This is a genomic window from Tsukamurella asaccharolytica, from assembly GCF_007858435.1.
Lineage (GTDB): Bacteria > Actinomycetota > Actinomycetes > Mycobacteriales > Mycobacteriaceae > Tsukamurella > Tsukamurella asaccharolytica.
Genome location: NZ_VIGW01000005.1, coordinates 43,203 through 57,547 on the forward strand (window position 1 = coordinate 43,203; position 14,345 = coordinate 57,547).

Consider the following 14,345-nt stretch of genomic DNA (forward strand, 5'->3'; position numbering starts at 1 on the left):
GGCGGGCACATCGGGTGTGGGGAGCCGGTGTGCGCCGGCGCGGACTGTGTGAACGGCGCCGGCTAGGCCATGCGGGGACCGCGGCCGAACAGCAGATAGGCCGCCGGCAGCACGCCCGCGGAGTTGGCCACGCCGAGGCCGAGGGCCCACAGCTTCTTCGGGCCGCGGACCTCGGCGGCGTCGCGTCCGGCCAGATCGGCGAGGGCCCAGGCCCGCAGCCCGGCATCGACGGCGGAGGTCGCGACGATCGCGGTCTTGGCGCGCGGCGACAGGTCGTTCCAGCTGATCTTCTTCTTCGGGCTCATGGTGTGCTCCTTCGTGCGATGGTGAGGACCTCGTCCTCGGTGGGCGGACTGGCGGCGTGATGGCTCAGGCACATCGGGGAGTGGAGGCGCATCGTCGCCGCGCCGGACCCGAGGTAGAAGTCGCCCGGGCCCAGCCCGCCGATCCCGTCGAGCCGGCCGCCGCGGGCGGCCGCCAGGTCCTTCGCGGCCTGGATCTGCACCGGCGCGTTGAGCTTGCCGTAGAAGTGCGTCGCGCTGTTGCCGACGATCTTGTCGTGCAGGCCCTTCGGCGCCTGTGTCGCGAACACCAGCCCCAAGCCGTACTTTCGGGCCTGGGAGGCGAGCAGCAGCGTCGACTCGGTGGACGGCTTCACCGCCCCCGACGGTGCGATCTGCTGCGCCTCGTCCATCACCAGCAGCCAGCCGAGCGGCCGATCGCCCGCGGGGTGCCGTTTGATCCACGAGAACAGCGCCAGCTGCAGCTGCGCGACGAACGTCTGCCGCTGCGTCTCGTCGGGCAGGCCGATGAGGCTGATCACCGAGATCCGGGCGCGTTTGCCGCCCGCGGGGGTGAGTAGCGTCGCCGGGTCGACGGCCTCGCCGCGCCCGCCGAGCAGCGGATTGTTGATGAGCGCGGCCTGCAGGTTCGCGGCGAGCTCGGGCGACAGCTTGTCGGCGCTGGCGAGGCTGCTGCGCGACGAGTCCCACGCGCCGAGGAACTCGGCGAACGCGCGGATGTCGGCGCGGCCGATCTCGCGGCCGTAGGCGGTGAGCGCTTCCCGCAGGATGGCGCGCTGCTGCTCGCGCCGCGCCCCGCCCACGCCGACGTGCTGTTCCAGCGCGCTCGCGCACGCCTCGACGGCCATCGCGAAGCCCTCGCGGGCCTCCTGCACCTCGAGGTCGTCGCCGTCGATGCCGGCGCGCAGCGCGGCGAAGTCCGGGATCGGCTGCAGCACCAGCGGCCGCGCGGACGCCCGGTTCGGTGTCCACACCACGACGTCGGTATCGGCGAGGTAGGTGCGCGCCCGCTCGGCGTCGCCCTCCCACCAGCCCGACGGTGCCTCCGGCCACGCCTCGCCGAGCCGGGAGAGGTCGTTGTTCGGGTCCAGCACGATCGCGGAGACCCCGCGCAGCGCGCACTCCTCGATGAGCCGGCGGATCAGCACGGTCTTCCCGGAGCCCGAGCCCGCGAAGATCGCGGTGTGCTTGCGCAGCTCGGCCGGGTCCAGAGCGACGGGCCCGCGGTCCGGACCGAGCCCGATCGCGATCCCCGTGGTGTCCGACGGTGCCGCCGGCGCGGCCGGGACCTCGGCCCGCGGTGTCTCGGCCTGCGGTGCCTCGGCCTGCGCCGCCTCGGGCTCCGGGTGCGGGACGGGCGGGCCGCCGAACATGACGTCGGCGACGGAGTTCGACAGCCCTCCGACGCGACCCACCGCGTCGCCGGGGATCAGTCCGCGCGCGCGGCGCGCGGCGGGCCGCTCGGCGGTAGGCCGCTGCTCCAACCCCGCGAACATCCGCAGCCCGTGCGCGGGGCGCCGCGCCATCAGCCACTCGTCGAGCCCGTCGGGGCTGTTCGCGATGATCCGGCCCAGCGCGTCGAGGGTCGCGAGATCGGCCTCGTCGAGGGGGAGCAGTTCCGCGCCGCGCTCGACCACGTCGGCGATCACCGACGACGCCTTCGGGCTGGTGGGCCACGGTGTGGAGCGCAGCAGGAAGAGCTTGCGCCGGTCGATCCCCGCGGCGACGCCGGCCGCCGTCGCGGCGCTCTGCACCCGGTTGGTGGTCGCGATGGGGTTCGGCGCGGGGATCGCGCGGAACGCCCAGTGCTGCTCGTCCTCGACCCGGCCGGGTAGGCGGCGCCGCAGCCGGCCGTCGAGTTGCTTGTTGCCGCGCTCGATCTGGAAGCCGTCGCCGCCGTCCTCGCGGGTCCACGCCCGCAGGCCCGCTTCGATGAGGCCGCCCATCCGCTTGTCGGCGACCGCCTGGTCGGTCGCCACGTCGCCCACGCGGGCCTGCATGCGCAGCGCCTCGAACTGCTCGTCGATCGCCGCCAGAGTGTCCTCGGCCGCCGGTTTCCGCTTCGCCGGAGTCTGCGTGCCGGGTTGCGGGGGCCGAGCACCGTCGTCGAAACTCGCCAGTTCGAAGTCGGTGCGGGTGGAGACGCACGCCCGGATGTGCGCGTCGACCTTGGTGAGCAGGTCGCGGGGGGTGTGGTGCACCGCGGAGGCGAAGGCCTCCGGCGCGATCGGCCAGGTGGGATGGGGCGGCGCGAACTCCTTCGCGCGATAGGCCGCGGTCAGGCGCCGCTCGACGATGGCGCGGGCGATCGCCCCGTCGGGCAGGGACTTGAGCGGGCCCACCACGCGGAACCGGGCCGCGACCGAGGCGGTCGCCCGGCTCGAGAGCGTCTCCCACGCCGTCGGCAGCATGCAGGCGACGGTCACCGTCCGGTAGAGGCCCTGCCGCAGCGCCATGAGGCCGTGGCCCACCTGCTCGATGACCTCGCTCTCGGCGGCGTCCGGCGCGGCCAGCGTGGCCGCCGACTGCGCGAGCAGGGTGTCGATCTGGTCGACGGCGAAGACCGTCGCCGCGGTCTCCGCCATGAACGCCGAGACCGCACGCACCGTCTCCACCGCGGGGAAGCCATGGGCGGGCAAGCCCCAATGCAGCCGCTCGGCGGCGGTCTCCTCGACCTCGATGTCGTCGAGGAAGGCGGAGCCGAGGTCGGCGAGGCGGCTGTCGGGGGAGCCGAGGAGCACCAGCGCCCGCAGCACGCCGTGGTACTGCCGCACCTGGGGGCGGCGCTTGCTCATGGCCGTGACCAGCGCGTCGAGGCCCTCCGGCGTGGGCACCGCGTCGCCCGAGAACTCGCGGCGGTGCGCCCGCGAGAGGCCGGCCTCGTCGGAGAGCAGCCACAGCAGCTGCGCCAGCTGGGTCGGGTGGTCGCGGGCGGGGCGCAGCAGGGAGCTGCGCAGGGAGGTCAGTGCCGCGCGCCAGAAGTCGGAGGCGTCCAGCAGCTCCAGCAGCACGAAGTAGTGCCCCGCGGCCTGCACGTCGGAGCGGAACCGGGTGAGCAGGTGCGTCTTGCCGGTGCCGGCGTTGCCGGTGATCACCAGGCCGGTGGGAGACGCGCCGGTGCTCGCGACGGCGTCGCCGAGCGCGTCTTCGAGGTCCTCCCAGACGTCGGTGTGCAGGCCGTCGACGTGCATATCCTCCGAGGCCGCGTCCCACACCTCCTCGTACGTGGGCGCCCAGCTCAGGCGGACGGAGCGCAGCGCGGCGCGCTGTTCATCGGTGAGCGTCATCGGGTGATCCGTATCGCGTGCAGGGGACGACCGCCGAGGTGCAACGCGGCCTCGCGGTCCTCGGCGGTCAGTGCCTTCAGATTGTCCTCCGCGACGATGTGCACGCCGGGTTCGGGGTACAGGGCGCGCAGGCCCTCGTCGACGACGGTGCGCGGCACGCCGGGGAGCGCGGCCCGCAGATCGCGCAGCGCCAGCCATGCGCCGGGCGCCGCGACCGCGCGGTACGCGGCGCGCACCCGGTCGGCGGGAGAGCCGTCGGGCGCGGCCGCTTCGGGCGCTTCGGGCGCCTGGGGCGGCGTCGGCGTGGGGGTGTCCGGGGGCGTGACCACCTCGCCGAGCGCGAGCGACTCGCGGCGCAGGTAGCGGCCGATCCCGGCGGCGAAGGTGAAGAGCGCGCGGAGCTGCGGGCTCGCGCGGGGCGGGGGAGGGGACTCGAGCAGCGCGGCCGCGGCGGCCCAGCCGCGGTCGGTGAGGGAGAGCACCAGGGCGCGGCGCGCGCCGACCTCCACCTCCAGTAGGCCCCGCTCGACGAGCCTGCGCCGCGACGGCGCGTCCAGCGCGGGGCCGAGCAGCTTGAGGTCGGGGTTGCGCACCGGCTCCACGGCGGACGCGAGCACCAGCAGCACAGCGGATTCCGTTCCCGTGAGTCCCGCGGTCGACTCGCCCATCACACGCCCCTCCTGTGACCCGATCCCGGTGCAGTCACCAATGTACGGATGATCTCCATCGATTCCGCGAGGTCTCCCAGGATCCGGGCGTTCGTCAGTCGCAGCACCCGGAATCCGGCGAGCAGGAGGTCGGCGTCGCGGCGACGGTCGGCCTCGTACTTGTCGACCCCGCGGTGATCGGGGCCATCGATCTCCACGACGAGGCGGGCGTGCGGGAACACCAGGTCGACGCGGACGGGCGGGGCGAGCGGCCCCAGGTCGACGGCGTAGTTCCAGTGTCGGGAGGCGGCCCAGGCCTGGCCGAGCAGCCCGCTTTCGAGGTGCTGTTCCGCCGCGCTGGCCGGGTGCGGCCTGCCGGCGACGGGCGGGAACACGGGGAGCGGTTCGAGACCGACGCTGAACTCCGACGGCCCGGCGTCCCGCTCGTCGACGACCGGCGGACCGTCGACGAGGGGGAACCGGTCCAGGGGGGCCGCGCCGGGCCCGAGCAGCCAGACGGTGCTCTCGCCCCGCGCGAGCCACTGCGCCGCGGCGGAGAGGGCGTCGCCGAGGTGCGCGGCGACCGGCCGGTCGACGTCGATCGCGAGCGCCACCGACGGGGCGCGGTAGCTGCGGGTGAGGGCGTATTCGAGCGCGCCGCGGCGGTCGGCGGCCGGCAGCTCGGCGAAGCGGCCGGCGGCTTCCGGTCGCAGCGCCGCCGTGGCGAGCGCCCCGAGCGCAGTACCGATCCCGGGGCCGCCGTCGTGCCGGTGCGCGAGCTCGCGGGCGGCGAACCGGTCGAGGACCCCGCCGGATTCGGGGGCCAGCGCCGGATCGGGCAGCCACGCGGGGAACACCTCGAGCGCGACGGCGACCTCGCGGGCCAGCACGTCCTCGATGATCGCGCCGGGGGAGGAGGGCAGCGGCTGCGTGAGGCCGGGGAAGACCACCACCGGGTCCTGCGGCCCGCGGCGCTCGGCGGCGGACGCGAGCGCGGAGACGGAGGTCCCCCGCAGTCGCGTCACCCCGCTCGTAGGCAGATCGGAGAGCTGCACGAGAAGGAAGTTACGGCATGGGCGGAGGAGAACAGAGCTGTTCAGAGGCCAGGGGATACCGGGGCGCCGCGAGTAGCGACCGGCGTCGAGCGCGGCCCGGACGGCACCGTTGGACCCGGGCGACCTCCGGCCGAGGCCCGACCGGGCGCGATTCGACAGCGACCTGCGACTTCCCCTATCATGGACGGGTTGCCTGCGGCCCTGTGCCGCACGTGACGGACCGCGCGTGTCCGGGTCGGTAATCCGGCGCGCATGAAAATCCAGGTCTGAGGAGACTGCAACAGTGATTCAGCAGGAATCGCGGGTGCGGGTCGCCGACAACACGGGTGCTAAGGAAATCCTCTGCATCCGCGTGCTCGGTGGCAGCTCGCGCCGCTACGCCGGCATCGGCGACGTCATCGTCGCCACCGTCAAGGACGCCATCCCCGGCGGCAACGTCAAGCGCGGCGAGGTCGTCAAGGCCGTCATCGTGCGCACCGCCAAGGAGCGCCGCCGTCCGGACGGTTCGTACATCAAGTTCGACGAGAACGCCGCTGTCATCATCAAGAACGACAACGACCCTCGTGGTACCCGCATCTTCGGCCCGGTCGGCCGCGAGCTGCGCGACAAGAAGTTCATGAAGATCGTTTCGCTGGCTCCGGAGGTGCTCTGACATGAAGGTGCACAAGGGCGACACCGTCATCGTGATCTCGGGACCCGACAAGGGCGCGAAGGGCAAGGTCGTCGAGTCCTTCCCGAAGGCTGACAAGGTCCTCGTCGAGGGCGTCAACCGGATCAAGAAGCACACCAGCACGTCCGCCACCGCGCAGGGCGGGATCGAGGTCCGCGAGGCCCCGATCCACGTCTCCAACGTGATGGTCGTCGACTCGGACGGCAACCCCACCCGCGTGGGCTACCGGACCGACGAGGAGACCGGCAAGCGCGTGCGGATCTCCCGCAAGAACGGGAAGGACATCTGAGATGACCACCTCTGAGAAGACCCAGCCGCGCCTGAAGGCGCGCTACCGCGCCGAGATCAAGGACGCGCTGAACAGCGAGTTCGACTACGCCAACGTGATGCAGATCCCCGGCGTCGTCAAGGTGGTCGTGAACATGGGCGTCGGCGACGCCGCCCGTGACGCCAAGCTCATCAACGGCGCCGTCAAGGACCTCGAGCTGATCACCGGCCAGAAGCCGGAGATCCGCAAGGCCCGCAAGTCCATCGCGCAGTTCAAGCTGCGTGAGGGCATGCCGATCGGCGCGCGCGTCACCCTCCGTGGCGACCGCATGTGGGAGTTCCTCGATCGCCTCACCTCGATCGCGCTGCCCCGTATCCGCGACTTCCGCGGCCTGAACGGCAACCAGTTCGACGGCAACGGCAACTACACGTTCGGCCTGAACGAGCAGTCGATGTTCCACGAGATCGACGTGGACTCCATCGACCGCCCGCGCGGCATGGACATCACCGTCGTCACCACTGCCACCAACAATGAGGAAGGCCGCGCGCTGCTCAAGCACCTCGGCTTCCCCTTCAAGGAGAACTGAGCCATGGCAAAGAAGGCGCTGGTCAACAAGGCCAACAAGAAGCCGAAGTTCGCCGTCCGCGCGTACACCCGCTGCAACAAGTGCGGCCGCCCGCACTCGGTGTTCCGCAAGTTTGGCCTCTGCCGTGTGTGCCTGCGCGAGATGGCGCACGCCGGCGAGCTCCCCGGTGTGCACAAGAGCAGCTGGTGAGTGAGTCCCGGGCCTGACCCGGGGACCCGATTCGCGCGAAGGGCGCGCATCCCGTTTCGACGGGGTGCGCGCCCTTCGTCGTTGCTGCTGCCCGCCGGCCCCGCCGCTCCGACGCGACGGTCGGTCGCGCGACGCGCGAGCTTACTTCAGATACTGGCCAGTTGTGACTGATGTTGCGTATGGTGTCTCTGTGACTGATGTGACTCGACGGGTGCTGCTGGGCGCGGCCGCCGCTGCGGTGCCGGCCGCGCTGATCGCGGCGCGCGCCGCCGCCGACCCCGGCTCCGGGACCGGAGCGGGCGGCACCGTCGGGCCGACGACGCCCGGCCCGACGAACCCCGGTGCGGCGCCGGCCGGGCCGGCCGCGCGGTGGACGCCCGAGCGCGCGCGGCAGTGGCGCGCCCAGAATCCCTGGATGGTGGGCGCCAACTACATCAACGCCAACGCCGGGAACCAGTTCGAGATGTTCCAGGCGCAGACCTTCGACCCGAACCGGATGAACCTCGAGCTCGGCTGGGCCCGCGGGCTCGGCATGACCACGATGCGCGTCTTCCTGCAGGACCAGCTGTGGGCCGCCGATCCCGCCGGCCTCGTGCAGCGGCTCGACGCCTTCCTCGCGATCGCCCACAACAACGGCATCAAGATCATGTTCGTGCTGTTCGACTCCTGCTGGGACCCGAACCCGAAGCCCGGCGTCCAGCGCGAACCCACGCCCGGAGTGCACAATTCGACGTGGGTGCAGAGCCCCGGCGCGGCCGGCCTGACGAACGCCGACACCGCGGGCCTGCAGGCCTACGCCACCGGCGTGGTCAAGGCCTTCGCCAACGATCCCCGCGTGGTCGCGTGGGACGTCTGGAACGAGCCGGAGAACCTGGCCGACTCGTACCCGCTGAGCCCGCCCGACAAGGTGAACCGCGTTGCCAAGCTGCTGCCCCAGGCCTTCGCGTGGGCCCGCGCGGGCAATCCGTCGCAGCCCCTGACCTCCGGCGTCTGGGCCGACACCCGGCCCGAGATCCGCGCGATCCAGCTGGAGCAGTCCGACGTCATCAGCTTCCACAGCTACGACCCGCCGGAGAAGTTCCGTGCGATGGCCGCCGACCTCGCGCGGCAGGGCCGCCCGATGCTGCTCACGGAGTACATGGCCCGCCCGCAGGGCAGCACCATCGAGACGATCCTGCCGATCTGCAAGGAGCTCGGCATCGACGCCTACCAGTGGGGCTTCGTCGCGGGCCGCAGCCAGACCTACTACCCGTGGGACTCGTGGAAGCAGCCCTACGTCGGGGCGCGGCAGCCGCAGCAGTGGTTCCACGACCTGCTTTGGCCCGACGGCCGCCCCTACCGGGACGCCGAGGTCGCGACGGTCCGCCGCCTCACCGCCAGGACCTGACCGGCGCGGAGCCCGGTACCGTCCAGCGGCCCGGCGCATCGGCAGCGAATCATGCTGAACGCAACGGCTGTGCCGCTCCGGGAACGGACGTAGGTTCCGCACAGGATCCGACCGCCCGAGCCAAGGAGTGCCCCATGACCACATCCGCCACCGGAACTCTCGCCGCCATCATCGACGCGACCGACCAGGCCGTCACCCGCAACACCGCCAACGCGCACGTCGTCTTCGCGGCCACGGCCGTCCCGCAAGGAGCGGTCGGCAGCGTCACCACCGCGCGCCAGCACACCCTCGCCGTCGACGAGCCGCCGACGCTCGGCGGCGACGACACCGCGATCAACCCGGTCGAGGCGTACCTGGGTGCGCTGCTGTCCTGTCAGGTGGTGACCTACCGCTTCTACGCCGACAAGCTGGGCATCACGATCGACGAGCTCGCGCTCAGCGCGGAGGGCGACCTCGACGTGCGCGGCTTCTTCGGCCTCGACGAGTCGGTCCGCCCGGGCTTCACCGAGGTGCGGGTCACCGTCGACATCACCGGCCCGGACACCGAGGAGCGCTACCGCGAGCTGACGGAGACCGTCGACGCGCACTGCCCGGTCCTGGACCTCACCCAGAACCCCACCCCCGTCACGACGACGCTGCGGGTGAACTGACCCGGGGACCCGTCGCGGCGAGCGCACCGTAGAACAGCAGGAGCGACGAGGCCGCCGCGAACTTCAGCCGCAGGTCACGGGCCCGCACGTGCAGCCCGACGGCCGTGCAGAAGTACAGCGTCAGCATGATCGCGGTGATCGGGTGTGTCCGGCACCGCCGCGCCACCACCACGCCCCCGCCGCACCCCCCTGCGGGCCGGACGAGTCACGCCGATTCGACTCTGACCGGCGCGTTCTCTACACTAGTGAGGTTGCCTGTCGTGCTTCGAGCACGGCCGGCGCACTTCCCCGAACCGGTTCGCCGGTCCGGAATCCCTGCAGTGCAACGGTATTGCAGGACGGTTTGCTTCGTAGTAGGCCCACCGTCGGACGATCCAGGCCCGCCCCTCGAGCAGTCGAGAGCGGGCACCAGAGCGCCGGCGTTGCATGGGAACCGCTGCGAGAAAGGTAGACGAATCTGTCATGACCATGACTGATCCGATCGCAGACTTCTTGACCCGTCTGCGCAACGCCAACTCGGCGTACCACGACGAGGTGACCCTCCCGCACTCGAAGCTCAAGGCGAACATCGCCGAGATCCTCAAGGCCGAGGGCTACATCACCGACTTCCGTACCGAGGACGCCGAGGTGGGCAAGAACCTCGTCGTTTCGCTGAAGTACGGCCCTAGCCGTGAGCGTTCGATCGCCGGCCTGCGCCGCGTGTCGAAGCCCGGCCTGCGCGTGTACGCGAAGTCCACCAACCTGCCGAAGGTCCTCGGTGGCCTGGGCGTGGCGATCATCTCCACGTCCTCGGGCCTCCTCACGGATCGCCAGGCAGCCAAGCAGGGCGTGGGCGGCGAAGTCCTCGCTTACGTCTGGTAAGGGGACAGAAACTTATGTCGCGTATTGGTAAGCACCCCGTGGCCGTTCCCGCGGGCGTCGACGTGCAGATCGCCGGCCAGGACGTCACCGTCAAGGGCCCCAAGGGCCAGCTGGCGCTGACCGTCTCCGAGCCGATCTCGGTGTCGAAGAACGATGAGGGCGCCATCGTGGTCGCCCGTCCCGACGACGAGCGGCGCAACAAGGCGCTGCACGGTCTGTCGCGGACTCTGGTCGCCAACATGGTGACGGGTGTGACTGAGGGTTACACCAAGAAGATGGAGATCTACGGCGTCGGTTACCGCGTGGCGCTCAAGGGCAAGGACCTCGAGTTCTCCCTGGGCTACAGCCACCCGGTCCCGATCGAGGCGCCCGAGGGCATCACCTTCGTGGTGGAGAGCCCCACCAAGTTCTCCGTGTCCGGCATCGACAAGCAGCAGGTCGGCCAGGTCTCGGCGGTCATCCGCAAGCTCCGTCGCCCCGATCCCTACAAGGGCAAGGGCGTGCGGTACGAGGGTGAGCAGATCCGTCGCAAGGTCGGAAAGACGGGTAAGTAACTCATGGCAAACACAGCAACGAAGACCGACAACCCCAAGCGCATCCCGGCGGGCAAGGACGTCTCGACTCGTCGTCGGACGAGCAAGGCCCGTCGTCACTTCCGCCTGCGCAAGAAGATCGAGGGCACCGCGGTCCGTCCGCGGCTCGCGGTCAAGCGTTCGAGCCGGCACATCCACGTCCAGCTGATCGACGACCTCAAGGGCCACACGCTGGCCGCGGCGTCGACCCTGGATGCGGACGTCAAGGCCGCGGGCGGCGACAAGTCCGCCCAGGCCAAGAAGGTCGGCGAGCTCATCGCCGCCCGTGCCAAGGCTGCCGGTGTGGAGGCCGTCGTCTTCGACCGTGGTGGCAACAAGTACCACGGCCGGATCGCCGCGCTCGCGGACGCCGCTCGCGAAGGCGGGTTGACGTTCTGATGACCTACACCACCATGTTTTCCATCGAAGGAGAGGCAGCCTGATGCCCGGACGTCAGCGTCGTGACGGCGGCAACAACGGCCCCGCCGGAAACAACGAGAACTCGAACGACCGCCGCGGCGGTCGTGGTGGCCGCGACCGCGATCAGCGCGGTGGCCGCAACGAGGCCGAGAAGAGCAACTTCATCGAGAAGGTTGTCACCATCAACCGTGTCTCGAAGGTCGTGAAGGGTGGTCGTCGCTTCAGCTTCACCGCCCTCGTGATCGTCGGCGACGGCCAGGGCATGGTCGGCGTCGGTTACGGCAAGGCCAAGGAAGTTCCTGCGGCCATCCAGAAGGGTGTCGAGGAGGCCCGGAAGAACTTCTTCCGCGTCCCCATGATCGGCAACACCATCGTGCACCCGGTCCAGGGTGAGGCCGCGGCCGGCGTCGTGCTGCTGCGCCCCGCCAGCCCGGGTACCGGTGTCATCGCCGGTGGCGCCGTGCGTCCCGTGCTCGAGGCGGCCGGCGTCCACGACGTCATCGCCAAGAGCCTCGGCTCGGACAACGCCATCAACGTGGTGCACGCCACCGTGGCCGCTCTCAAGGAGCTGCAGCGTCCGGAGGAGGTCGCGGCTCGTCGCGGCCTGCCCATCGAGGACGTGGCCCCGGCCGGCATGCTCCGCGCCCGTGCAGGTCAGGGAGCGTAAGTCATGGCAGAGCTGAAGATCACCCAGGTGCGGGGCCTCGTCGGGCTCAAGCAGAACCAGCGCGACAGCCTGCGCACCCTGGGCCTCAAGGGCATCCGCAAGTCGGTCGTCCGTGAGGACACCCCCGTCAATCGCGGCCTGATCCAGGTCGTTTCGCATCTCGTGGAAGTGGAGGAGGTGTAAGCAATGGCTATCAAGCTGCACGATCTTCGTCCCGCCAAGGGCGCGAAGACCGCGAAGACCCGCGTGGGTCGCGGTGAGGGCTCGAAGGGTAAGACCGCCGGTCGCGGCACCAAGGGCACCAAGGCGCGCAAGAACGTCCCCGTGGCGTTCGAGGGCGGCCAGATGCCGCTGCACATGCGGCTGCCGAAGCTCAAGGGCTTCAAGAACCGCAACCGCGTCGAGTACCAGGTGGTGAACGTGGGCGACATCGCGCGCCTGTTCCCGCAGGGCGGCACCATCGGCATCGACGAGCTCGTCGCCGCCGGTGCGGTTCGCAAGAACCGTGTCGTCAAGGTGCTGGGCGACGGCGAGATCAGCGTCAAGGTGGACGTGACGGCGACCAAGGTCACCGGCGCCGCCAAGGCGAAGATCGAGGCCGCCGGTGGTTCGACCACCGAGCTCGCCGCCAAGGCCGAGGCCTAGTCCTCGCGCTGCGCAACGTGGACGCCGCGGTAGGCGCCGGTCACCGGTGCCTACCGCGGCTCTCGTTTCGCTCCACGACGGTGCCGTCTGCCTCCTGCCGGCCGGTACCTGCCGTGAACAGCCTTGATGAGTAGGGCTGTTAGAGTTCATACGTTTGCAGGATTACCCATGAGGGCGTCCTGCTCCGCCGCGCGCGGAGCAGACGCCCACGAGCGTGGGGCGGCCCGTCCGGGCCGCCCGGCTGCCAGGAGGATGTGTGCTTTCGGCCCTAGTCCCGATCTTCCGGACCCCGGAGTTGCGGCGGAAGATCCTGATCGTCCTGGGCATCCTCGTGCTCTACCGGTTCGGCGCGACGCTGCCGTCGCCCGGTGTGAACTTCGGGACGATCACCGAGTGTGTCGACAAGGCCACCAGCGGCGACAGCGGCCAGGTGTACTCGCTGATCAACATGTTCTCCGGCGGCGCGCTGCTGCAGCTGTCGGTGTTCGCGATCGGCATCATGCCGTACATCACCGCGTCGATCATCGTCCAGCTGCTGATGGTGGTCATCCCGCGCTTCGAGACCCTGCGTAAGGAGGGTCAGGCCGGCCAGGCGAAGATCACGCAGTACACGCGCTACCTCACGGTGGCACTGGCGCTGCTGCAGGCCACCGCGATCGTCGCGATGGCCTCGCGCGGCAACCTGCTGCCCGACTGCCCCGGCATCCTCGCCGACAACGGCATCTTCTCGCTGTCCGTCATCGTCGTCACCATGACCGCCGGCGCCATCCTCGTGATGTGGTTCGGTGAGCTGATCACCGAGCGCGGCATCGGCAACGGCATGTCGCTGCTCATCTTCGCCAGCATCGCCTCGCGCCTGCCCGCCGACGGCCAGCAGATCCTGCAGAGCCAGGGCGGCCTCACCTTCGGCCTCGTCTGCTTCGCGGTCCTCCTGATCCTCGTGGCCGTCGTCTTCGTCGAGCAGGGCCAGCGCCGCATCCCGGTGCAGTACGCCAAGCGCATGGTCGGCCGCAAGATGTACGGCGGCTCGTCGACCTACCTGCCGCTCAAGGTGAACACCGCCGGCGTCATCCCGGTCATCTTCGCCTCGTCGCTGCTGTACCTCCCGCAGCTGGTGATCCAGCTCGTCGCCAGCGGTTCGACGGCCGGCTGGGTGCAGTGGATCCAGACGAACCTGGTGAACCCGGGCAGCACCTGGCACATCGTCCTCTACTTCGCCCTGATCATCTTCTTCACCTACTTCTACGTCGCGATCACCTTCAATCCGGAGGAGCGCGCCGACGAGATGAAGAAGTTCGGCGGCTTCATCCCGGGCATCCGTCCCGGCAAGCCGACCGCCGACTACCTGAACTACGTGCTGCAGCGGATCACCCTGCCCGGTTCGCTCTACCTCGGCATCATCGCGATCCTCCCGAACCTGTTCATCGAACTCACCGGTAGCGGCTCGACCATGAGTAACCTGCCGTTCGGCGGCACGATGGTCCTCATCATCGTGGTCGTGGCGCTCGATACGACGAAGCAGATCGAGAGTCAGTTGATGCAACGTAACTACGAAGGATTCCTCAAGTGAGACTGGTTATTCTCGGCCCTCCCGGGGCGGGCAAGGGTACGCAGGCCGAACGGCTGTCCGAGAAGTACGGGATTCCGCACATCTCGACGGGTGACCTGTTCCGCGCGAATATCAGCGAGGGCACCTCGCTGGGCGTCGAGGCCAAGAGGTACATGGACGCGGGCGAGCTCGTCCCGTCGAAGGTCACCGTCGACATGGTGCGCTCGCGCCTGGCGGAGCCGGACGCGACGAACGGCTTCATCCTCGACGGTTTCCCGCGCGCCACGGAGCAGGCGGATGCGCTCGCCGAGATCCTGGCCGAGCACGGGCAGAAGCTCGACGCCGTCGTCTCCTTCGACGTCCCCGAGGACACCGTCGTCGAGCGGATGCTCGCCCGCGGCCGCGCGGACGACACCGAAGAGGTCATCCGCAACCGGCTGCACGTGTACGAGAACCAGACCGCGCCGCTGCTGGCGTACTACGGCGACTTCGTCACGCACATCGACGCCGCCGGCACCGTCGACGAGGTCTTCGGCCGCGTCATCGCTCAGCTCGACAAGTGAGTCGTTTCCGCCGTAAGAAGACCGTGC

The 14,345-nt window shown here is 70.2% G+C and carries 19 protein-coding genes; 14 read left to right on the forward strand and 5 right to left on the reverse strand.

Annotated features, from left to right (window positions below; translation table 11 throughout):
• Positions 1 to 62 precede the first annotated feature (62 nt).
• The 4 genes from FK529_RS11400 to FK529_RS11415 are packed head-to-tail and all read right to left on the reverse strand — an operon-like array spanning position 63 to position 5,291.
• Positions 63 to 305, reverse strand: coding sequence for a hypothetical protein (locus tag FK529_RS11400; RefSeq protein ID WP_146561173.1), 243 nt, complete (start codon positions 303 to 305; stop codon positions 63 to 65).
• On the reverse strand, positions 302 to 3,589 hold the full coding sequence (locus FK529_RS11405; protein WP_146561174.1) for a helicase HerA domain-containing protein: 3,288 nt from the start codon (positions 3,587 to 3,589) through the stop codon (positions 302 to 304). Before FK529_RS11405 ends, FK529_RS11400 begins: the two co-directional genes overlap by 4 nt.
• Positions 3,586 to 4,257 (reverse strand): hypothetical protein, encoded by a 672-nt coding sequence (locus tag FK529_RS11410; protein ID WP_146561177.1) that lies wholly within the window; start codon positions 4,255 to 4,257, stop codon positions 3,586 to 3,588. Before FK529_RS11410 ends, FK529_RS11405 begins: the two co-directional genes overlap by 4 nt.
• Positions 4,257 to 5,291, reverse strand: a complete 1,035-nt coding sequence (locus tag FK529_RS11415) for an endonuclease domain-containing protein (RefSeq protein WP_146561179.1) — start codon at positions 5,289 to 5,291, stop codon at positions 4,257 to 4,259. Before FK529_RS11415 ends, FK529_RS11410 begins: the two co-directional genes overlap by 1 nt.
• A 283-nt stretch (positions 5,292 to 5,574) precedes the next feature.
• Here FK529_RS11415 and rplN point away from each other — a divergent pair, with 283 nt between their 5' ends.
• The 6 genes from rplN to FK529_RS11445 all read left to right on the forward strand — a co-directional run bounded on the left by rplN (position 5,575) and on the right by FK529_RS11445 (position 9,041).
• Positions 5,575 to 5,943, forward strand: a complete 369-nt coding sequence (gene rplN / locus FK529_RS11420) for a 50S ribosomal protein L14 (RefSeq protein WP_146561181.1) — start codon at positions 5,575 to 5,577, stop codon at positions 5,941 to 5,943.
• Position 5,944: 1 nt separating this feature from the next.
• The gene (rplX, locus tag FK529_RS11425) at positions 5,945 to 6,250 is read left to right on the forward strand and encodes a 50S ribosomal protein L24 (protein WP_068522658.1); all 306 of its coding nucleotides are present in this window, start codon (positions 5,945 to 5,947) and stop codon (positions 6,248 to 6,250) included.
• Position 6,251: 1 nt separating this feature from the next.
• Entirely contained in the window at positions 6,252 to 6,815 is a 564-nt protein-coding gene (gene rplE, locus FK529_RS11430) for a 50S ribosomal protein L5 (protein ID WP_013128002.1), read from the forward strand.
• Positions 6,816 to 6,818: 3 nt separating this feature from the next.
• Entirely contained in the window at positions 6,819 to 7,004 is a 186-nt protein-coding gene (locus FK529_RS11435) for a type Z 30S ribosomal protein S14 (RefSeq protein WP_068522657.1), read from the forward strand.
• 253 nt (positions 7,005 to 7,257) lie between these two features.
• Positions 7,258 to 8,391 carry a cellulase family glycosylhydrolase gene (locus tag FK529_RS11440; RefSeq protein WP_438947194.1) on the forward strand — a complete coding sequence of 378 codons (1,134 nt, stop codon included), beginning with the start codon at positions 7,258 to 7,260 and terminating at the stop codon, positions 8,389 to 8,391.
• A gap of 134 nt (positions 8,392 to 8,525) precedes the next feature.
• Positions 8,526 to 9,041, forward strand: a complete 516-nt coding sequence (locus tag FK529_RS11445; protein ID WP_146561183.1) for an OsmC family protein — start codon at positions 8,526 to 8,528, stop codon at positions 9,039 to 9,041.
• On the opposite strand, the gene FK529_RS11450 is transcribed toward FK529_RS11445, so the two are convergent.
• Positions 9,016 to 9,168 carry a hypothetical protein gene (locus FK529_RS11450; RefSeq protein WP_166436409.1) on the reverse strand — a complete coding sequence of 51 codons (153 nt, stop codon included), beginning with the start codon at positions 9,166 to 9,168 and terminating at the stop codon, positions 9,016 to 9,018. The two genes, FK529_RS11445 and FK529_RS11450, sit on opposite strands and share 26 nt — an antisense overlap.
• 335 nt (positions 9,169 to 9,503) lie before the next feature.
• Between FK529_RS11450 and rpsH the strand changes: the two genes are divergently transcribed.
• The 8 genes from rpsH to FK529_RS11490 all read left to right on the forward strand — a co-directional run bounded on the left by rpsH (position 9,504) and on the right by FK529_RS11490 (position 14,318).
• Entirely contained in the window at positions 9,504 to 9,902 is a 399-nt protein-coding gene (rpsH, locus tag FK529_RS11455; protein WP_146561188.1) for a 30S ribosomal protein S8, read from the forward strand.
• Between the two features lie 14 nt (positions 9,903 to 9,916).
• A complete protein-coding gene (gene rplF / locus FK529_RS11460) occupies positions 9,917 to 10,456 on the forward strand; it encodes a 50S ribosomal protein L6 (RefSeq protein ID WP_146561190.1) in 540 nt (179 codons plus the stop codon).
• A gap of 3 nt (positions 10,457 to 10,459) precedes the next feature.
• Complete coding sequence (gene rplR / locus FK529_RS11465) at positions 10,460 to 10,873, forward strand: 50S ribosomal protein L18 (protein WP_146561192.1); 414 nt, start codon at positions 10,460 to 10,462, stop codon at positions 10,871 to 10,873.
• Between the two features lie 43 nt (positions 10,874 to 10,916).
• On the forward strand, positions 10,917 to 11,561 hold the full coding sequence (gene rpsE, locus FK529_RS11470) for a 30S ribosomal protein S5 (protein WP_146561194.1): 645 nt from the start codon (positions 10,917 to 10,919) through the stop codon (positions 11,559 to 11,561).
• A 3-nt stretch (positions 11,562 to 11,564) separates the two neighbouring features.
• Positions 11,565 to 11,744 (forward strand): 50S ribosomal protein L30, encoded by a 180-nt coding sequence (gene rpmD / locus FK529_RS11475; protein ID WP_068522648.1) that lies wholly within the window; start codon positions 11,565 to 11,567, stop codon positions 11,742 to 11,744.
• A 3-nt stretch (positions 11,745 to 11,747) separates the two neighbouring features.
• Entirely contained in the window at positions 11,748 to 12,206 is a 459-nt protein-coding gene (rplO, locus tag FK529_RS11480) for a 50S ribosomal protein L15 (protein WP_146561197.1), read from the forward strand.
• A gap of 256 nt (positions 12,207 to 12,462) precedes the next feature.
• Positions 12,463 to 13,776: a preprotein translocase subunit SecY gene (gene secY, locus FK529_RS11485; protein ID WP_146561199.1), complete on the forward strand. Its 1,314-nt coding sequence runs from the start codon at positions 12,463 to 12,465 to the stop codon at positions 13,774 to 13,776.
• The gene (locus FK529_RS11490) at positions 13,773 to 14,318 is read left to right on the forward strand and encodes an adenylate kinase (protein ID WP_146561201.1); all 546 of its coding nucleotides are present in this window, start codon (positions 13,773 to 13,775) and stop codon (positions 14,316 to 14,318) included. The genes secY and FK529_RS11490 overlap by 4 nt, the downstream gene beginning before the upstream one ends.
• Positions 14,319 to 14,345: the final 27 nt, after the last annotated feature.